The sequence below is a fragment of the Dictyobacter aurantiacus genome (assembly GCF_003967515.1).
GTDB classification, from domain to species: Bacteria; Chloroflexota; Ktedonobacteria; order Ktedonobacterales; family Ktedonobacteraceae; genus Dictyobacter; species Dictyobacter aurantiacus.
This window is the reverse complement of sequence record NZ_BIFQ01000001.1, coordinates 1,250,176-1,270,799: the sequence shown is the minus strand read 5'-3', so window position 1 is coordinate 1,270,799 and position 20,624 is coordinate 1,250,176. Positions and strand designations below refer to the sequence as shown.

Sequence of the window (20,624 nt, the reverse complement as noted above, 5' to 3'; positions counted from 1 at the left end):
TTTTAAAGCACAGAAACTTACAAAAACAGATCGACATATATATCCTGTGTGTTACTTTTATGGCCGATATGGTAAGCTGGTCAATTGCTTGACCAGCAACTGCATCAGGTTGGACGCTGCTGTCGCTTTTGCGCTACTCACCTGCTCATTAACATTCCCGTTTATTAACGCTTATTGTTCGTGGAAGGGAGGATCGCGGTATTGGTAGCATCGATAGCGTGATTGATGGCGGGAGTATTGGGCGGCATCGCCATGGCAATATCAGCACGTGGGCGCGACTGAATATTGCTCAGGTAATCATGAACCTCACCGTATTCAGGCCAGTAGCTTTTATTGAGCGCTACACCCAGGATGCGTGTACCTGTGCGAGCAAGCGCTTGCTTCGCCCGTACCATTGCTTTACGTGGTGTGCGTGAGGCATTGACAACCATAATCGTTACTTGCATATACGCCGCCATAATTTGAGCATCAGCAATTGGGAGCAGGGGTGGTGTGTCAAAAATGATATAGTCAAATTTCTGTGAATTGCGGAAATGATTGAAGAGCTGACTGGCGAGTTGAGACTGCAGGAGCTCAGATGGGTTGGACGGGAGCACGCCCGCGGTCAAAACGCGCAGTGAAGGGATCTCCGTTGGCTGCCCGTCCAGTTCGGTCTCGACCTGATTCCATATTCCTAAGAAAGCGTTTGAGAGTCCTTTTTGGTTGTTCAGCTGAAAGTGCTGATCCAGCACAGGATGGCGCAGATCGGCATCAACTAGCAGCACTCGTTTCCCCGACATTGCCAGAAACGAAGCCATGTTGGCGGCGATCGTGCTCTTTCCTTCGCCAGCCATTGGACTGGTAACCATGACCAGTTTAAAGGGGCGCATCATCTGGGCCATGTTCAGGTTGGCGCACAGAATGCGGCACCCCTCGGCCAGTTCGGGGGTATCTTCTGCATTGCGTGAGCGCTGCTTGCGAGAAAGCTCAGGAATGATCGTCAGCGCATCGATACCCAGCAACTTATTGACCTCTTCTGGCGCCGTGAGTCTATCGTCTATCCATTCGAATATAACGATGATTGCCAGCGCCAGGCCCAGGCCGATCAGCGCTCCAATGAGCGAGTCCTGCGAAGGGCGCGGCCGAACCGGATCCGTTGGAACAACCGGATCAATTGTGTTGAAGTTGGCCTGGCTAGCCAGGTGCGAGGTGGCGTAAGAGGTGAAACTTTGCGCGACCTCTTTGGAGAGGGTGGCTGCCAGCTGTGGATTACTGCTATCGACCAGGATGTCGATAATAGGACTGTTGGTGGCCGACTGTGTCTTGACCATGCCAGTCAACTGCTTCAGTTCCATATTGTGTTTAGCGGCCACTGGAGCGAGAACATTGGGATTGGTAACTAGCTGACTATAGGTTGATTGCTGAGCAATAGCCGCTAGCGTACTATCGTTTTGTGATGTACCCGCCAGGGTAATCAGGATGCGAGTTTGTGCCTCATAGACGGGCTGCATCAGCAGTTTGGTGACGAGATAGGTCGTACCACCACAAATAACCATACCGAGTATGATAACCCATGCCCAACGTTTTGCGAGTAGTATATAGCGACTGAGCGTACTCCGCATTGAAATACCATCCTTACCAGGTTTTAGTCATACATATTATGACGGTGCCAGACTTCCATAAAAATGTTTATTTACGCAGTACTAAGGAATAAGATTACCTATGGTATAGCAACAACATGAGCTTGTTTTTACTAATCTTCTTCACTATGAGATTACTCTTTATAGATGAGAATCAGGTTGTTGCCCGTGTTGAGAAAACGTGGAAAATAGTACACCTTTGTTGAGATAATGAACCCTTCTGGCTTACATTTGGCTCCTTCTATTTTTAGGGATGAGATGTAATAGCGTTATCTGTGCTATTGCCAGTGGTCAAGGTTTGAACTTGAAAAACGTTACCGGAACCAACCGTCAATATACATTAACGCAGTCTAATGGTATTCATTCCATCCAATATTACTTATTGCCTAAATTTCATACATTGCACAGTATAGTAGATACTAGTCAGATGATATAGCCATAAGGGAAAATATTCCTACCCTTTAATCTTCTTATAGCTAGTAGTTCTCGACTCAGTGAAAAACGCTCATGAATTTCTCTACGCTTTTGGATGATGCTTCACTGATTCTCTACCGATATAAACATCTCTTCTTCACACCAGTCATGGTATTTTTGTCAGGGGTAGGGTATTATTCGTTGCTTCATTATTTTCTGATGCTATATCCTGGTGAAGAATAATCTCTTGTATTGTATCTTTGTAAAGAAATAAACCTATGTCTAAACCAATGAATGCGGAGGATCCTGCATGAAGTTTAAGTCCGTCGTTACTATCATCACTATCTTTATTATCGCAGGAGCTCTGATCAGCTTTTATTTTCTGGCACCATCTTTATCATCTAGCGCTAGCAATCAAGCATTTGTGCTCAATGAGGATAGTAATAATGTTTCTGCGGGATCAGATAATGCAATAACGCGTGAAAATGCTTTAACCGGTACTACCTCGTGGAAGATTCCAACAGGCAGCGAGTCTACTACTCAGATTCAGGGATATGTGAGCGCGACTTCGGTGAAACCGGGGAAATCACTGATGTTCTATGTCAGCACCCAGGTGGCTCAGACCTCATATCGCATCGATATTTTTCGGTTGGGATGGTACAGTGGTCTGGGTGGACGCCTGATGACTTCGGTCCCCAATCTATCTGGGCAGGCTCAGGGATACTATGACACCACCGGTAGCCATCTCGTTAACTGCACAAGTTGCACAATAGCGAAGGATACCGGTTTGATTGAGACGCACTGGAAGCCGTCGTATACATTGCATATTCCGACTGACTGGACCACAGGTATCTACCTGGCAAAGTTTACCGATATCAATGGCAAGCAATCCTACGCACCCTTTGACGTGTTGGGATCCACAACCTCTCCCTACATTGCCGTGACGCCCGATACGACCTACGCGGCCTACAACGATTGGGGTGGTTCTGGCCTTTATGATGCTGATGATCTGTTCCAGGGCACCGCGGTGGCCAAACGCGCCGTCAAGGTGTCCCTCGATAAACCCTACGATGTTGAAAATGGTGCCAGCCAGGTGCTGGTATTTATTGTGCAGACGGTACGGTGGATGGAGCAGCACGATTACGATGTTTCGTACGCGAGCGACCTCGATCTGCAGGCAAATCCCCATCTGTTAGATAAGCATAAAGCTTTTATATCATTGGGTCACGATGAATACTGGACAAAGAGCATGCGCGCAACTGTAGAGAAGGCACGCAACAAGGGGATCGGTTTAGCCTTTATGGGCGCCAATGCTATCTACTGGCAGATGCGTTTTGAGCCCGACTCTGACGGTGTTGCCAATCGAACTATCGTCTCGTATAAGGTTCAGACCGACAATCAGGACCTGGCGCGTGATCCAATGTATGGTAAAGATAATTCTGTCGTGACCGCTATGTGGCGTGATCCGGTGGTGGGGCGGCCCGAAAATGCCGTCGTAGGGGTTTTATTCTCCAATCTTACCCATGATCAGAATGGATTCCCCTGGCGTGTCGCACCCCAGGCAGTTTCGTTACCCTTGCTTAAAGATACCAATTTGCAGCCTAACCAGTCGTATGGTTGCGGCGTCGTCGGGTACGAATGGGATCGAGCTCATACAAGCTCTAATGGAACACCAGACAATCCATCGTATAGCAATACCACGCCAAAGAATCTGCATATTATCAGCGCATCACCTACAGTCAGTAGTGAAACCAGGCAGCCCGATGTAAGTAATTCGGCGTATTATATTGCGCCCTCTGGCGCCCTGGTCTTTGCCACCGGATCAATATATTGGGAGACGACCCTGGACAGCTATCGGGCACATGACGATCCAAAATGTGGCGACAAAAGCACTGCTGTTCCAGAAATGCAGGTTTTGATGAAGAATGTGATGGCGGCACTGATTGTAAAGCATAATCCCAATAGTTTTTAAGCGCGAGGTGGTCTGCTTCAACAATGGCGTAGAGGCATTTTCTGTGAAGCTGGGAAGAAAGGTATCCATTCTATCTTGCAATGGACTGTGAGGAAAAAAACTTTTATGCGTAAAGCAGTACGCCTGATAGTCGCAGCCTTCTTTTACTATAGTGGTCTGGTGCGGTTTAGCCGCTGGCGCATGCGCCAGCGGGGGCCGCGCTTGCTGATCTTAAATTACCACCGTGCTAGCCTGGGCGATATCCGGCGACATATGCAATACTTAAAACGCCACTATCGGATTTTGCACCTGGAAGATGCTCTGGAGGAACTCTATGCCTCCCAGTCACCTGCTAGAAAGTCGGGTCAGCAACCCACACCTCTCGTTATTACGTTTGATGATGGCTATCACGATAACTATACCCACGCTTTTAAAGCGGCCGTTGAGTTCCAGGTACCTATTACCATTTTTCTGATCCCGGGCTATATCGATAGCGGGGAATACTTCTGGTGGGGTGAAGGTGAACGCCTGGTCAAGCAGACTGGTCTTACCGAGTTCAACCTTGACGGACAGGTCTATTATCTACAGCAACCTGCTTCACAGCAGGCTTTGTCGCAGGCCATTGACGCGCGTCTGCGTAGCGCTCGCTCGGTAGCAGAACGAGAACAATTTTTAACGCAGATGAGACAAGATTTAGCAATAGTACCAGATACTTGTGAGGAAACGGTAAAAGATGTTAATATCCCACTATCGTGGGGAGAAGTGCTGGAAATGCAGGAAAGTGGTTTTGTCTCTTTTGGCGCCCACACCATGAACCATCCTGTGCTGGCCTGTTTATCAGATCCAACTGAGGTGCGCTACGAGATCGCTTCCTGCCGTCATTTGATGCAGGAGCGGTTAAACAGGCCGGTGCGAACTTTTGCCTATCCTATAGGCCGCACCGAACATATTGGACTAGAGGCCCTCAAGACAGTGCGTGAGGCGGGATATAGCTGGGCTGTAACAACCACCAAAGGGGTAGCGACACCACAGAGCGATCCCTATCGTCTGGAGCGTGTTCTGGTAGAGGTGCGACGCCACTGGCTCTTAATCGCTGCTGAAACCTCGGGTATCTGGAGTATGTTTGCTCCTCTATGGAAACCTTTTACCAAAAATAAGGAAAATATGTAAATCAATATATTTAGCTGTTTTCAGTTTGAGGTGTTGCGTGTTAGGTCATTCATCTGAAGTAGATAGCACTGGTGCTACTCAATCTGTTCTCAATCAGCGAGCTGACCGAGGGTCTGAAAGCCATCCCAAAATGTACGACGCTGTCGTGCTGGATGCGGCCTTACGTCAGTCCCTGGTGTCGATTCGCTCATTGGGAAAACAAGGGTTGAAGGTGGCGGCGCTGGAGGCAGAGAACCGTGTGCCGGCCTTTGCCTCGCGCTGGTGCCGGCAAGGCATCGTTTGTCCCAGCGTAGCTGGCACCGATGACTATCTTGCCTTCCTTGAACAATGGCTGGAGCATAGTGGGGCTCGCGTCGTCATCGCGTCTTCTGATAGCACGGTGGCCCTCTTGCGTCAGCATCGAGAGCGCCTGGAAAAGCAGGTCAAAATCGCGCTGGCACGCGATCCCGCGTTGAGGATTGCAATCAACAAGGAAGCGACCCTGGAGGTCGCCAGGCAGTTGGGGCTTGCTATTCCACGTGGCGTGACGATCAACGCGCCAGATGAAGTGTCGGCAGCCCTCAAAGAGATTGGCCTGCCAGCCGTTCTCAAGCCGGTTGAATCCTGGTTATGGGATGAGCAGCAGGGAGGTGGAGTTCGCTTTGCTTCTCGGCTGGTTACTACAGAAGATGAAGCGCAGCGCGCCGCGGAAGAATTGACGTACCTGGGTGGTACTATTCTGCTTCAGCAGTTTTTAACCGGTCGGCGCGAGGCTATTAGTATTATGTATGCCAACCGCGAGGTGCATGCCATTTTTGCCCAGTGGGCCAGGCGTACCGAGCCTCAATTGGGTGGAACATCGGTCCTGCGCCAGAGCATCGCCGTCCCGTCGGATATCGGTGCCCAGTCTGAACGGTTGATCCGTGAAATTGATCTTGAGGGCTATGCGGAAGTCGAATTCCGGCGCGATCAGGCGGGTATTCCCTACCTTATGGAGATCAATCCTCGTTTATCTGCTTCAGTTGAAATTGCCGTCCGCTCTGGCGTTGACTTTCCCCATCTGCTCTACCAATGGGCAAATGGCGGCAAGATCGATACAGTCCGTTCCTATCGCGTCGGGAAATGGATGCGTTACCTTAAGGGCGATATTATGACGACAATTGAGGCTCTGCAGAAACGGGGGCGTCCCGGCATAACGCCACCGTTGCAGGCGGTACGCGACTTTACCTTTTCTTTCTTTCAACCTATGTATTATGACTATATCGATTGGAATGATTTGACCCCTGCTATAAAAGCATCAACGGAGTTTACGTTCGAGTGGGTAGGAGGGGCTATTGCCAAAAGGTTGTCACGCATTAAAAGGAGTTCTTCATGAGTGTTGTATCAGACTTACAGGAATCTCAACAGTTGACGCCGGTCGCGCAGTACGATGTAATTGTTGTTGGGGCCGGTCCTTATGGACTTACGACGGCGGCACATCTGCTCGCTAAAGGATTAAATGTCGCGGTCTTTGGTAAGCCAATGGAATTATGGGCCAGACATATGCCTCCAGGTATGTATCTGCGTTCTCACTGGTGGGCGACCAGCCTTTCTGATCCACAAAAAAAGTATACCTTTGCACGTTACTTAAAGATGAAAAATATAAACAATCCTTACCCGGTTCCGATACAGCTCTTCCTGGATTACGCGCTCTGGTTTCAGAGAAATGCCGTACCCAATGTGGATGAGACCTATGTGACTTCGGTCAAGCGGCAGAATGAGCGCTTTATTGTTACGCTGGAAGATGGACGTGTGGTGCAGGCGACGTCGGTGGTGATGGCGATTGGAGTGTATTACTTCGGTCGCTGGCCGCAGGAATTCAGGGGTTTTTCCAAAGACCTGGTTTCACACGCTTTCGATAATGGCGACTTTAGCGGATTCGAAGGCAAAAAAATCATGGTGGTGGGTGGCGGACAGAGCGCGGTAGAGTATTCGGCGCTGCTGCTTGAGGAAGGTAAGGCTGCTGATGTACACCTGGTGGTGCGCCGAGCGATTAACTGGTTGCCGCGCGATCGCCACAATGAGCGTACACTGTGGGAAAAGATCCAGGCGCCCTCGGCCGGTATTGCTCCAGGCTGGGAGAACTGGGTGCTGGAATATATACCATACCTGTTCTATCGCTTCGCCCAGGATCGCAAAGACCGCTTTATTAGCTCGAACTATCAGGCTGCGGCTTCTCACTGGTTACGTGAACGGGTCCTGGGCGAAGGCAAGGTCAAAGTCCATGAGCATACCACCATCAAAGAGCTCACAGAGCGGGACGGGAAACTGGATGTATCGCTTTCGGATGGGCAGCAAGTGCAGATTGACCATCTGTTGCTGAGCACTGGCTATGAAGTTAAAATGAAGAACCTTTCGATGATAGATCCATCCCTGCTAGTACAGATCAAAGAAGATCAGCAGATCCCTGTGTTGAGCCATTGGTTTGAAAGTAGCGTTCCAGGATTGTTCTTTATTGGTCTCAGCTCCGTACGTGCCTTTGGTCCCTTGTATCGTTTTGTGGTAGGTGCGAAAGCTGCTGGAAAGCGAGCCGCTGCCGGGGCCGCCCGTTACGTGGCTCAACATAAATAGGTGCGCAGCGTGAAACACATTTGCTGCCGGAAATATTGAGGGCTGAGGGGAATTGCTATGTACGAACGCATGCGTGTAGTGATTGCAGCAATGTTTTACTACCTGGGTATTACGTACCTGGCTCTGCGGATCAATGAGCGACTTGATCGACGAGTGATTATTCTGAACTATCATAATGCGAATCATGGCCTGCCGGCTCATATGCGTTACCTGCAGCGCCACTATCGCATCGTTCATTTAGAGAAGGCTCTGGAAGAGCTTTTTGGCGAAAGTGCCAGCGGGACCAAAAAGGATGTGGCCGGGAAGCGTGATCACCGCCGGCCGCTCGTCCTGACCTTTGATGATGGGTATATCGATAACTACGTCGAGGGGTTCCGACTGGCCCGGCTCTACCAGGTGCCGATAACGATTTTTTTGATTCCTGGCTATATTGACAGCGGCCGCTATTTCTGGTGGTTAGCGGCCAGCAAACTGGTCAGCCTGCTCAAAAGTGAGCAGGTGACATTTGATGGTCGTATCTATCATCTGACGATGCCACATGAACGGCAGGAATTAATTGACCTCATCGATGGGCGTGCGCGGTACACGAGGTCAATTGCCGAGCGGGAGCAATTCCTTGCGGAGCTACAACTGGCTTTGCAGGTCGCGCTGCCATGTCGCGAAATTACTACCAATGATACAGATCTGCCTATGACCTGGGAGCAGATTCGCGAAATGGAGGCCAGTGGATTAGTCTCTTTCGGCGCCCATACGGTCAATCATCCTATCCTGGCGTATCTAGCAGATCCGGCGGACGTTTTGTACGAGGTTCAGACTTCCCGTCAGATACTTGAAGAGAAACTGGGCCATCCGGTGCGGATGTTTGCCTATCCCGTTGGAAAGATGCAGCACATTGGTGAACGAGGCATCGAGGCTGTGAAGGCAGCTGGCTTTACCTGGGCGGTGACGACGCTGGAAACGCTCAATACCAGTGAGTCAGATCCCTATTTGCTAGGCCGTATGCCCGGCGATACCGAAGTGAACTGGATGGTGATGGCGGCAGAACTTGTTGGACTGTTGGGCATCGTATCCCGAATTAGGAAAAAGTATGCCAAACTCTTTAAAAAATAATGGCGTGGAAGATGGAGCGGCTATGCTTCAGCCACGGGATGCGCACGGTCTCGGGGTGCGCTCAGCGGCGTATGACGCATTGGTATTGGATGCGAACTTGCGTCAATCGCTGGTCGCGGTGCGTTCATTGGGAAAACGAGGGATGCATGTCGCGGCCCTGGAGACGATGTCGTCGTCTTCCAGGAAGGCGCGCTCTATCCCTACGTTCGCGTCTCGCTGGTGCGAACACGCCTACGTCGCACCGTCTTATGATCAGCAATCGGATTCCTATCTGGCCTATCTGCAGCAGGTGCTGACCTATACGGGCGCGCGTGTATTGTTGACCTCCTCCGATGGCACGCTGGCGGTTGTTCGCGAGCATCGGGATGAGATCGAAAAATATACACATATCGCCCTGGCCAAAGAGCCTGCCCTGGAGGCGGCGATCAATAAGGATTTGACCCTATCGATTGCTGGAAAGCTGGGCCTGGGTATTCCCAGAGGTGTCACGGTGTCTTCCACCAGCGAGGTCAAGGAGGCTATACGTGAGATTGGCTTGCCGGCTGTAGTCAAGCCGATCGAAACCTGGCTATGGGGAGAGCAGCAGGGGGTGCGTTTGATCTGTGAACTGGTGACCACCCCAGATGAGGCGTACCAGGCGGTTGAAAAGCTCACCCAGGGTGGTGGCAGTACCCTGTTCCAGCAGTTTCTGACCGGTCGCCGGGAAGCGGTCAGCCTGTTGTATGGGCAGGGCACCGTCTATGCGCGTTTCGCGCAGTGGGCGAAACGTACCCAACCACCACTGGGAGGTACCTCGGTCTTGCGGCAGAGCATCGTTATTCCTGAGGATATCGGCCAGCAGTCCGAGCGGCTGGTGCGCGAGATTGAACTGGAGGGCTACTCTGAAGTCGAATTCCGGCGTGACGAAGCTGGAAAGCCCTACCTGATGGAGATTAACCCCAGGCTATCGGCCTCCGTCGAAATAGCGGTACGCTCGGGCATCGATTTCCCCTACCTGCTTTACCAGTGGGCTGTCGGAGAGGCGATCAAACCGGTGGAAGGGTATCAAACTGGCGGCTGGATGCGTTTTCTGGAAGGTGATATCGTGACAACGGCTGAGGCCCTGGCACAGCGTGGGCGACCGGGTGTGCCATCACCGGCCCGGGCTATTTTTCAATTCTGTTCTAGTTTCTTTATGCCTGCAGGTTATGATTATGTTGATTTAAAGGATCTAAAACCCGTTTGGAGTGCGGCCAAAGATTTCGCTTCTCGTTCCTTGCGTAAATTGAGTAAATAACTTACCTGGGAGGTTTATCGTGAGTGTCTCTTTAAACCCTAAAAAGAACCAATCATCTACCCCCTCTGCCCAATATGATGTCGTAGTGATGGGCGCCGGCCCTTATGGTCTCTCACTTTCCGCCCACTTATTAGGCCATGGACTCAAAATAGCGACCTTTGGCAAGGTAAATTATTTCTGGCGCAATCATATGCCCGATGGAATGCTGCTGCGTTCCTTCTGGTGGGCCTCCAGCCTGTCAGATCCCCAGAAAAAATATGCCATTGCTCGCTACTATGAGGCGCAGGGCAAAACCCCCGTTGATCCGATGCCACGCGAAACGTTCCTGGATTATGTTAACTGGTTCCAGAAGCATGCGGTACCCAATGTCGATGAGACCTACATCAGCAATATCGAGCGTGTTGATGACCACTATCGTGTGACGCTGGAGGATGGACGCGTGGTCACGAGTAAAGTGGTAGCTATGGCTCCTGGACTGCATTACTATATCTATTGCCCTGAAGAGTACGCTCACATGCCCAGGCACCTGGTTTCTCACCAGTCCGAGCATGCGACGCTTGAGCAATTCAAAGGCCAGCGGGTCGCGGTTATTGGTGGTGGTCAGGGTTCTCTGGAGACGGCCGCACTCTTGAATGAGCAGGGCGCGAAGGTTTCGGTATTCGTGCGTCGTACCGTGCGCTGGCTGAATTTGCATAACTCGATATATCCCATGTGGGCCCGTTACCTGCGTGCGCCAAAGGCAGGCATGGGCTATGGCTGGTCCAACCTGTTTCAGGAGAAGTATCCTTACTCCCTGCACGGTGTTTCCCGTGCTCGCCGTGATAACATCGTCGACAATACGCATGGGCCAGCCGGATCGCACTGGCTGAAGCCGCGCATCATTGGACAGGTTGATCTGCGCGAGAATACCTCAATCACAAAGATTGAGGAAGTGGATGGCAAAGTAAAGCTGACCCTGGCCAATGGCAAAGAAGAGATCTATGATCATGTTATTCTTGGTACCGGTTATCGTCCGGACGTGAAAGCGTTGCCTATGCTGGATGAGAACATCAAAGATGCGTTGCAGACCCATCGCGGCTCACCTGTGCTGAACAGCCACTTTGAGACCAGCGTACCGGGCCTCTACTTTGTCGGCTTCTCGTCCGCACGTAGCTTCGGTCCCTTCTACCGTTTTGTGGTGGGTGCTGATGCCGCCGCACGCCGAGCTTCCGGCGCTATTGCTAAACAGGTTGTGCGTTCGCGCTAAACCTCACCTATCCAGATACTGGCATGAGCTATCTCACCTGTACAGTGCGGAGATAGCTCATGTGTGGTTGATGGGAGTAGTGTAAAGGGAGTCAGGATGGGTCGACGAATTTTAATTATGCTGGCGGGCTTTTTCTATTATAGCGGTCTGGTGGCTATGGCGTGCCGTTTCCATCAGCGTGCGGGACGGCGGGCGGTGATACTCACATATCATACGTCAAAGGGTGGCAACTTTCTACAGCACCTGCTGTATCTACGCCGCCACTATCGTATCATGCCATTGGAAGCCGCGCTGGAAGAGCTTTATACCGGAAAGAAAGATCCTCGCTATCAAAATGATCGGCGCACACCACTCGTTATTAGCCTGGATGATGGCTATACAGATAATTATACCTATGCGATGAGCATGGCGCGCGATTATTGTATCCCTCTGACTATCTTTCTTGTTCCTGATTATATCGAAAGCCATCAGCGCTTCTGGTGGTTCGAAGGTCAGAGCATAGCGCGCCGCGCGCGCGTCAGCGAGGCTACCCTGGATCATAAGCACTTTGATGTGCAGCAGGAGCGGCCCGCCCTCGCTCAATTTATTGATGACCATGTGCGTTTCGCCACCTCAGTAGCCGAGCGCGAGACCTTTTTGGCCCAGGCCAGGACTGTACTGGATGTATCGCCGAAGCCAGATAAGCAGGACCGCGATGAAGACCGGCTTCCGGTTACCTGGGAGCAGGCCCGGGAGATGGACGAGAGCGGCTGGATTACGCTCGGTGCCCATACCATGCATCATCCCATCCTTTCGTATATCACCGATCCGGCTGAGGTGCGCTATGAGGTGACGGAGTGTCGACGGGTTCTGGAGGAGAAACTCGGGCATCCTGTACGCAGTTTTGCCTATCCTGTCGGGCAGGTCCAGCACATTAGTGATACTATCGTACAGGCGGTCAAGGATGCTGGCTATGACTGGGCCGTTACCACGACCTATGGCATCAATACGCCCGTGAGCGATCCATATCGTCTGTGCCGCATTGAAGTCGATATTGATCAGCACTGGCTGGTGATCGCGGCCGAGGCGGCAGGGCTGTGGGGATTTATCTCCCGCCTGCGCTGGATGCCTTTTATCCGTAATAACTTTACCAATGCTCGTCGCGTCAAAGGAAGATAATGCAATCTACATCATTTTATGTTCATCCGCAGGCTGAAGTAGAGGAGGGGGCTCAGGTTGGTGCTGGCACGCGTATCTGGCGTCAGGCACACGTACGTTCTCAGGCTCGCATCGGCGAACAATGCAATATTGGCAAGGGCGTCTATGTTGAGTCCCATGTCACTATTGGATCGCGCGTCAAAATCCAGAATCACGTCTCCCTCTTCGAGGGGGTCACCGTCGAGGATGGTGTCTTTATCGGTCCACACGTGTGCTTCACCAACGATATGTTTCCACGGGCGATCACGCCCGTGGGTCAATTGAAGAGCGCCGATGACTGGGAAGTAACTCCGACGCTGGTCAAATATGGAGCCTCGCTGGGTGCTGGCTCGGTGATCGTCTGTGGTGTCACGATTGGGGAGTTCGCATTGATCGGAGCAGGCTCTTTAGTTACCAGGGATGTGCCACCGCATACCCTTGTCTTTGGCAATCCTGCTAGCTCCCATGGCCATGTATGCCGTTGCGCGCGCCGCCTGGCAGATGTCCACACGGTAGAGGATGGCAAGCTTTCTGGCTGGTGCGAAACCTGTGGCACCCCCTGCGTTTTCTCCAGCTAGCAGGATTTTGTCATAGTGACAGGTTGTGCGGCAGCAAAGGCGTGTAGCGTGCCCTTGCTGCCGCACAATCTATAAAGAAAGTTGAAGGGCGCATTTGCGCCCTCCATTTAGAACCTTTCAGGATGTTTTTTCCGCCAGTAGCGGATATACCCCTGAGCAGTCATAGGATAATTAGTGGCCAGGTCGTAGCGCTTCATAACCTCGTCATTAGCCCCTTTGCGCTTGAGCTCGGGCATCGTTTTATCCATGAGGATCTGAATGATCTCATCCTCACTTTTTCCGGCCTGCATGGCTTCCAGAACGATATCACCCCAGGCGAAGAGTTGCGCACGCAACCTTTCCAGGTGTGGGATCGTGTCGCGTACCGGTCCGAAATGCGCCAGGTAGAGCACATCCGGTCGCAGCTTTTTGAGCAGATCGATAGTTGCTGACCAGGCTTCTATATCTACATCGGGGGGTGGTGTTGGTGGGCGCACATAATCAATGCCGGGCAGATGTACACCTGCGGCATCACCGGCGAACAGTTCTCCAGTATGTACATCATAGAAAACGACATGGTGGCTGGCGTGCCCGGGTGTATAGTGCACCTCAAGCCGGCGACCAGCGATATTCAATATATCTCCACCATCGATGGTCTGGATATTCTCCGCCGGTACCGCTTCTACCTTCCCCCAGAGCTCCTGCATACGCTCCTTATAGACCCGGCTGGCACTGGTAATCAGTTTGGCCGGATCTTGCAGATGCGGTGCACCTTTGCTGTATACAAGGACTTTGGCATCAGGCATGTGGTGTAGCAATGTCCCCACGCCCCCCGAATGATCCAGATGAATGTGGGTCACGAGGATATGGGTAATCGCCTGTGGATTAAAATCGGCCTCCTTCAAAGAGGCTAGCAGAGCTTCAATCGTTGTTTCTGGACCGGGATCGATGAGGGCGACCTCATCCTGCCCGGCCAGGATATATGTCCCAATGACCTCAGACTCTCCTTGAAAAGGCAGGGAGATATGCCAGAGACCTGGACTGTATTTACTAACGGTTGCCAAGAGCTGCTCCTTCGTTTTATTTCTTCTCCGAAATGGCTTTGGCCTGTGTAAAGAGAAGCAGGTAGTCACGTCCTCCGGCTTTAGAGTCGGTCCCCGACATATTAAAGCCGCCAAATGGATGGACACCTACCAGCGCACCCGTGCATTTGCGATTAAAGTAAAGGTTTCCGACATGGTACTCTTCTTTGGCGCGAGCGATGTGCTCGCGATTGGTCGAATAGAGAGAGCCAGTCAGGCCATACTCGGTATTGTTGGCGATGGCGAGCGCATGATCAAAGTCTTTGGCCTTCATCACAGCCAGCACCGGGCCAAAGATCTCCTCCCGGGCGATGCGTGCCTGGGGATCTACATCGGCGAAGATGGTCGGCTCAATAAAGTAGCCTGGCCCCTGTTCACCGCCACCCAGGACGAGCTTGCCTTCGTTTTTCCCGATCTCGATATATTCAAGGATCTTCTTCTTCGCGTTGGCGTCAACAACGGCACCCATGTATGTGCCTTGTTGGGTGACATCCCCCATGGTTAGCTTTTTCGTTTTTTCGACTACTCTCTGTAATATGTCGTCATAAACGGCCTCGACGATAATTGCGCGCGAGCCTGCTGAACACTTCTGCCCCTGGAAGCCAAAGGCGGAAGAGACAATGTTGGTCGCGGCATCCTCAATGTCGGCGCTTTCGTCGACGATAATGGCGTCTTTACCGCCCATTTCGAGCACCGAGCGCTTGAGCCAGAGCTGTCCTGGATGTACCTTTGAAGCTCGCTCGTAGATACGCGTACCAACCTCGCGCGAACCGGTGAAGGAGATGAAGCGGACTTTCGGACTGTCGACCAGGGCATCACCAATGGTAGAGCCAGAGCCGGTCAGGAAGTTAACGACACCGGCAGGTAGTCCGACCTCTTCCAGAATTTGCATGAACTGGTAGGCGATGGCTGGTGCTGTGCTGGCCGGCTTCAAAACGATGGTATTGCCAGATACGAAGCCGGCGCTGGTCATGCCGGCCATAATGGCGCAGGGAAAGTTCCAGGGAGGAATGACGGCGCCTACGCCCAGTGGAATGTAGACCAGTTCATTCTCCTCGCCAGGAAAAGGCGTGATCGGCTGCTTATCGGCTAGCCTGAGTATTTCGCGACCATAGAACTCGAGAAAATCGATGGCTTCAGCCGCCTCAACGTCGGCCTCGACCCAGCTTTTCCCAACCTCGTAGACCATCCAGGCATTAATGAGAAAGCGGCGCTGACGCATCAGGTCGGCGGCCGCAAATAGATAGCCAGCACGCTCACTGGCGGGTACACGTTTCCAGTGCTCGAAAGTGGTAGTTGCGGCCTGAATAGCCTCCTCAGCCTGCTCACGGGTTGCGGCCACAAAGGTGCCAACAACTTGATCTGGCTGGCCGGGGTTGACCGAATTAAAGGTCTGCTCGCTGTATATTTTTTTTCCACCGATAATTAAAGGATAGGTGCGCCCTAATTCATTTTTCACCTGCTCCAGAGCAGCTTCCTGGGCACGTCGGTTGGATTCTTGTGAAAAATCAGTGAAGGGTTCATTCACAAATGATTTTTGCGCGTGGGTAGTGGCATTTTCAAATACGGTTGTCATAGAAAGCTCCTTACAAACACTTCACTGTTGACAGGTAAACGATCATATATTCCATTGTATCTCATAGCTTGAGAGAGATGAAAGCATTGTATGCATCTCTCTTCTCCGTCAAAGGAATGTGGCTGGTTCTCATCATGCTCGGAGGCTGGAGGATGTGGCCCGGACTACACATGGATATGTAACGTGGACACGGTCTGTGTGTCCAGATCCAGGACGCGGATAGCCGAGTTGTTGGTGTCGGCTACGTAGAGTTTTCCAGCAGCTGCGGTGATGCCAGCAGGCTCATTAAACTGTGCCTCTAAGAATGTACCATTTTTCAGTCCTCCTGTGCCAGTGCCAGCCAGTGTGATTACCTGCCTGGTCTCGGGATGGAGGATTTTAATGCGATTATTATATGTGTCTGCCAGGTAGAGTTGCTGCCGCCAGACGCAGAGCGCCTGTACATGTTGTAGACGCACCTCGTTGCCTGCCCCATCCTGATCGCCGAAGATAAACAGCCCTTGCCCTACCAGCGTGCGCACCTCCGGTGCTGTGCCTAAATCGATGGCACGCACCGCGCTTGTCTCGCTATCGGCGACATAGAGTGTCTCTTTCGAGAGGGCCAGGCTATTGGGCTGGGCGAAAAATGCCTCCTCGTATGTGCCATCTCCGATCCCTTCAGGTCCTCGGCCAGCAAACGGTTCGATTACGCCATTATCGAGGTGGAGTACCGCGATCTGATGATTGCCAGCCATGGCGATAAAGAGATCGTCTCGATGGGCAAGCGGATCGTGCCTCCATTGGAGATCCCATGGCGAATTGAGGGCAACGGTGTGGGCGGGACCGCTGGTCGGCGTGCGGCTCAAACCGTATTGCTCGCCAGTGCCAGCGATGGTGACCACCTGTCTTATAGACAGGTCAACGCGGCGGATCAGATGATTATCGGTGTCGGCCACATAGAGCTGATCGCCCACCAGGTGAATTCCTTGTGGTCGATTGAATTGTGCGCGATCAAATCCTCCATCCGCTCTGCCCATCTCGCCAGTGCCGATGATCCAGCGTATGTGGCCATCCAGGCCGCTTTCAATGATTCGATGATGACCCGTATCGCTGATCAGCAGGCGATCATGGGCACTATCGACTGCCACTTTGCCCGGAAACGCGAGCTGCGACTCGGTCGCGACCTCGTGGGCGAAGCGTAGCGGCTGGTGTGTGAGCAGACCACGTGTCTCGAACTCTTCCATCATAGGTTTGATAAGGGCGATCGCCTGAGCTGGATCAATCTCACCCTCGCGCCTTTGAATGACGCGTCCCTCGGGATCGATAAAGACCAGGCTCGGCCAGGCGCGGATGGTATATTGCTGCCAGAGGTACATGCTGCGATCATTAACTACGGGATGCTCAATCCCATAACGCAGGACCGCGTCTCGTACACTATTTGTGAATTGCTCACGCGGGAATTTGGGAGAATGAACACTGATGACGGTCAGTGTATCGGGAAAAGCGGCTGCTATGGTGCGCAGCTGAGCCAATGCATGCATACAATTGATGCAACAAAAGGTCCAGAAATGAAGGATTACTAACTGACCGCGTAACTCTTCCATTCGTAAGGGATGATCACTATTGATCCAATCCAGGTTGGTGGGGAAATCTGGCGCTCGCACCTCACCGCGAAACTGTGGTCTATTCATCCTCCTCACTCCTTTCCCTTTTCTCCTGGTGGCTGAGCATAAGATGATATATGTCTGTGCACTGCTGTTCTGTAGGTATTAACATTATTGAAGGGCTCTTTTATTTCATTATATCTGTTTTAGGGCTTCCCTTTTGCTAGCAGATGATGGCGCGCTGTTCGCGAAACGCTCGAAGGCTGGCTGCGGGAAGTCTATACATGCAGATATAAAGATTTCTGAGCCATACAATCTCCCATATGGCGCCATTTTCAATTGAAGCGATTTCTGGACCTGCCTCGTGATTAGGATAGTATTCTCGTGAAAATAGAGATATATTGCGAATCTCTAGATTCTTTTGTCTAATTTTTTTAGCCCCTGAATATAGGTAGAGATTATTTCTTTATTATGGGCATGGGTTTCCTTTTGGTAAATTAGAGAAATAATCTCTACCTATAGATGCGTGAATAAGGGAGAGCTTATATGCTTACTTTGACTGCGGTGTCGGCCAATGTCATTGCTAACGCGAACTGGGTAGATTACCTCATCATTGCGATCTACTTTGTTGTGACGCTTGGTATTGGCTTTGCGCTGAGAAGACGGATGAAATCATCGGAAGATTTCTTTCTTTCGGGGCGTTCACTGCCCAGTTGGGTGACGGGTTTAGCGTTTGTGGGTGCTAACCTTGGTGCGTTAGAGATCCTGGGTATGGGTGCTAACGCGGCCCAGTATGGCTTCTTGCAGGCGCACTTTTACTGGATCGGCGCAATCCCGGCGATGTTATTTGTAGCGATTTTTATGATGCCATTCTACTATGGCAGTAAGGCGCACTCGGTGCCAGGCTTCTTGAAGATGCGCTATAACGAGGCTACCCGCGGCTTTAACGCGATCTCATTTGCCATTTTGACCTTGCTAACCAGCGGCATCAACATGTTTGCGGCCGCGCTCGTGTTTAATCTCTTGCTGGGCTGGTCGCTGAATGCCTGTATCTGGTTGGCCGCTTTATTCATCATGGTCTATATTATCCTGGGTGGACTGACGTCTTCGATTTACAATGAGACGCTCCAGTTCTTTTTGATTGTAGCTGGACTTTTACCAGTGACGATTATTGGTTTGATCAGTGTTGGTGGCTGGTCTGGTTTGCAGGCCAAGGTAAACAATCCACAGTTCTTCCATCTGTGGGCCAACACGGCTACAAATAACAATCCCTTTGGTGTCAACTTTATCGGTATCGTACTGGGGTTAGGCTTTGTCTTGAGCTTTGGCTACTGGTGTACCGACTTCCTGGTGGTGCAGCGCGCGCTGGCGGCCGAGGACAAGGCGGCGGCCGAGCGTACACCGTTGATTGCCGCGTTCCCGAAGTTGTTTTTCCCATTCCTGGCCATCATCCCTGGTCTGATTATCCTCTCGGTGATGCCTAATCTGGGTAAAGGTGGCACGTTCCAGAACTCGTATAACATGGCTATTCCGATCGCTATGGCTCATTACCTCCCCAATGGGGTGCTTGGTCTTGGCCTGACCGCGCTACTGGCCTCGTTTATGTCGGGTATGGCTGGTAACGTAACCGCCTTTAATACAGTCTGGACCTACGACATCTATCGTGCATACTTCAAACGTGATGCCGGCGACAACCACTACCTGTGGATGGGACGTATTGTGACCGTCGTTGGTATCTTGCTGAGTGTTGGTACCGCCTATATCGCGTCCAGCTTCACCAGTATTATGGACTATGTGCAGGCGCTCTTCTCCATCTTCAACGCTCCTTTGCTGGCGACATTCTTGCTAGGAATGTTCTGGAAGCGCACCACACCATGGGGTGGTTTTGTTGGCTTGCTAGTGGGTACGCTGGTTTCGATTGCTCTCTGGATAGGCGAGCAGTATATGCATCTCTTCTCGCTGGGTAGCTCGGAGGGGTCCAGTATGTGGCGCGCGCTGATCGCCTGGGGAGTCTGTTTCGTCATCACCATCATTGTCTCGTTTTTTACTGAGAGGAAGCCGGATGAGGAGCTAAAAGGATTGGTCTATAGTATGACGCCAAAGGCAACGGTGGTTGAGACGGTCTGGTATAAGCGACCAATGGTGCTGGCTGGAGCAGCCCTGGCCATCTTTGTTATCCTGAATATCCTATTCTTCTAGGAAGCAAGAAGGTGCTAGTATTATGAGTCAACACGAAAACGCGATAGAGCATGAACAGGTACAGACCCCAGAAGGGGGCGATAACGAGCAGGCGCAGGGGCACCGCATGTCGATTGCCCTGACGATTGGCGCCACCATCGGCGCCATTGGCCTGGTCCTTTTCATCTACGGCCTGGTTGGTAATGTCAATTATGCCCAGAGCGCAAACATCAATATCAATCTGTGGTGGGGACTGCTCATGGTGGTCTTTGGTATCATTATGAGCGTGGGCAGTTTCATTTCAACCCGTCGCAGCCGCGCCGTATAACCAGTATCCGTGAGCACAATAGGACCGAGCCGGGCGCTTGCCCGGCTCGGTCCTATTGTGCTCACGGTGGCAGGGATATCTTGCGCAGGTGCTTTTTTCGCTTCTTCGTAGTATACTAAGGGGCGCATATACATAGTATAGTAGCATGTAGGAGTTATGAAAGATGGCAGAAGCACGGCAGGATTTTCCCATTGAGCAGCAGTTGAAGGCAGACATTCGTGAGGCGCAGCGCAGTCGCGACCAGGTGCGCCTGGATACATTACGCATGGCCCTGGGCGCGATCCATAACCTTGAGGTGGCGCGTACCGATCGCAAAAACGCGGAATATGGCCAGCCCTTGACTGAGGCCGATTGCTTGAAGGTCCTCGAGCAAGAAGTGAAGAAACGCAACCAGGCCATTCCTCTCTACAGGCAGGGTGGGCGCACCGACCTGGCTGACAAAGAGCAGCGTGAGATGGAGATTTTGCAATCGTACCTGCAGTCCTCGCAATTGAGCGACGATGAATTGCGGACGATCATTACACGCCTGATCGAGACAAATGGTAAAGAGTTTCGCAAGGTCATGCCCCAGGCCGCTAAAGAGACCAAAGGGCGTGCTGATGGTGCCCGTGTGCAGCGGATGGTCAAAGAACTCGTTCAATAGGCTCCAGTGAATAATCACAAAGGTACTCCGAAGGGTCGCGTGCAAGACAAGGCTCTTCGGATTTTTTGTGGGCGTCTGGATAATTGTACTCCCATATCTTATATAATGCTGTAGAATGATATGCTG

16 protein-coding genes are annotated in these 20,624 nt (G+C 51.7%); 12 read left to right on the top strand and 4 right to left on the bottom strand.

Annotation, left to right across the window (positions count from 1 at the left end; all coding sequences use genetic code 11):
- Positions 1-164 precede the first annotated feature (164 nt).
- The gene (locus KTT_RS05155; protein WP_126594964.1) at positions 165-1,601 is read right to left on the bottom strand and encodes a tyrosine-protein kinase domain-containing protein; all 1,437 of its coding nucleotides are present in this window, start codon (positions 1,599-1,601) and stop codon (positions 165-167) included.
- A gap of 742 nt (positions 1,602-2,343) precedes the next feature.
- On the opposite strand from KTT_RS05155, the gene KTT_RS05150 reads away from it, so the two are divergent.
- The 9 genes from KTT_RS05150 (at position 2,344) to KTT_RS37365 (ending at position 13,129) form a co-directional block, all read left to right on the top strand.
- Positions 2,344-4,005: a N,N-dimethylformamidase beta subunit family domain-containing protein gene (locus tag KTT_RS05150; protein WP_126594963.1), complete on the top strand. Its 1,662-nt coding sequence runs from the start codon at positions 2,344-2,346 to the stop codon at positions 4,003-4,005.
- Between the two features lie 105 nt (positions 4,006-4,110).
- Entirely contained in the window at positions 4,111-5,154 is a 1,044-nt protein-coding gene (locus tag KTT_RS05145) for a polysaccharide deacetylase family protein (protein ID WP_126594962.1), read from the top strand.
- A gap of 37 nt (positions 5,155-5,191) precedes the next feature.
- Positions 5,192-6,508, top strand: a complete 1,317-nt coding sequence (locus KTT_RS05140; protein ID WP_126594961.1) for a carboxylate--amine ligase — start codon at positions 5,192-5,194, stop codon at positions 6,506-6,508.
- A complete protein-coding gene (locus tag KTT_RS05135) occupies positions 6,505-7,743 on the top strand; it encodes an NAD(P)-binding domain-containing protein (RefSeq protein WP_126594960.1) in 1,239 nt (412 codons plus the stop codon). Before KTT_RS05140 ends, KTT_RS05135 begins: the two co-directional genes overlap by 4 nt.
- A gap of 57 nt (positions 7,744-7,800) precedes the next feature.
- Positions 7,801-8,853, top strand: a complete 1,053-nt coding sequence (locus KTT_RS05130) for a polysaccharide deacetylase family protein (RefSeq protein ID WP_126594959.1) — start codon at positions 7,801-7,803, stop codon at positions 8,851-8,853.
- Complete coding sequence (locus KTT_RS05125; protein WP_126594958.1) at positions 8,831-10,129, top strand: carboxylate--amine ligase; 1,299 nt, start codon at positions 8,831-8,833, stop codon at positions 10,127-10,129. Before KTT_RS05130 ends, KTT_RS05125 begins: the two co-directional genes overlap by 23 nt.
- 19 nt (positions 10,130-10,148) lie before the next feature.
- On the top strand, positions 10,149-11,375 hold the full coding sequence (locus KTT_RS05120) for an NAD(P)-binding domain-containing protein (protein ID WP_126594957.1): 1,227 nt from the start codon (positions 10,149-10,151) through the stop codon (positions 11,373-11,375).
- Between the two features lie 96 nt (positions 11,376-11,471).
- Complete coding sequence (locus KTT_RS05115) at positions 11,472-12,533, top strand: polysaccharide deacetylase family protein (RefSeq protein WP_126594956.1); 1,062 nt, start codon at positions 11,472-11,474, stop codon at positions 12,531-12,533.
- Positions 12,533-13,129, top strand: a complete 597-nt coding sequence (locus KTT_RS37365; protein WP_126594955.1) for an acyltransferase — start codon at positions 12,533-12,535, stop codon at positions 13,127-13,129. The genes KTT_RS05115 and KTT_RS37365 overlap by 1 nt, the downstream gene beginning before the upstream one ends.
- Positions 13,130-13,236: 107 nt before the next feature.
- On the opposite strand, the gene KTT_RS05105 is transcribed toward KTT_RS37365, so the two are convergent.
- From KTT_RS05105 to KTT_RS05095, 3 genes are all read right to left on the bottom strand, one after another.
- Complete coding sequence (locus KTT_RS05105; protein ID WP_160145648.1) at positions 13,237-14,172, bottom strand: MBL fold metallo-hydrolase; 936 nt, start codon at positions 14,170-14,172, stop codon at positions 13,237-13,239.
- A 16-nt stretch (positions 14,173-14,188) separates the two neighbouring features.
- A complete protein-coding gene (pruA, locus tag KTT_RS05100) occupies positions 14,189-15,766 on the bottom strand; it encodes an L-glutamate gamma-semialdehyde dehydrogenase (protein WP_126594953.1) in 1,578 nt (525 codons plus the stop codon).
- 164 nt (positions 15,767-15,930) lie between these two features.
- A complete protein-coding gene (locus KTT_RS05095; protein WP_126594952.1) occupies positions 15,931-17,436 on the bottom strand; it encodes a thioredoxin-like domain-containing protein in 1,506 nt (501 codons plus the stop codon).
- 459 nt (positions 17,437-17,895) lie between these two features.
- Here KTT_RS05095 and KTT_RS05090 point away from each other — a divergent pair, with 459 nt between their 5' ends.
- The 3 genes from KTT_RS05090 (at position 17,896) to KTT_RS05080 (ending at position 20,498) form a co-directional block, all read left to right on the top strand.
- Positions 17,896-19,548, top strand: a complete 1,653-nt coding sequence (locus KTT_RS05090; RefSeq protein WP_126594951.1) for a sodium:solute symporter family protein — start codon at positions 17,896-17,898, stop codon at positions 19,546-19,548.
- A gap of 22 nt (positions 19,549-19,570) precedes the next feature.
- Positions 19,571-19,855, top strand: coding sequence for a hypothetical protein (locus KTT_RS05085; protein ID WP_126594950.1), 285 nt, complete (start codon positions 19,571-19,573; stop codon positions 19,853-19,855).
- A 163-nt stretch (positions 19,856-20,018) separates the two neighbouring features.
- Complete coding sequence (locus tag KTT_RS05080) at positions 20,019-20,498, top strand: GatB/YqeY domain-containing protein (RefSeq protein WP_126594949.1); 480 nt, start codon at positions 20,019-20,021, stop codon at positions 20,496-20,498.
- Positions 20,499-20,624: the final 126 nt, after the last annotated feature.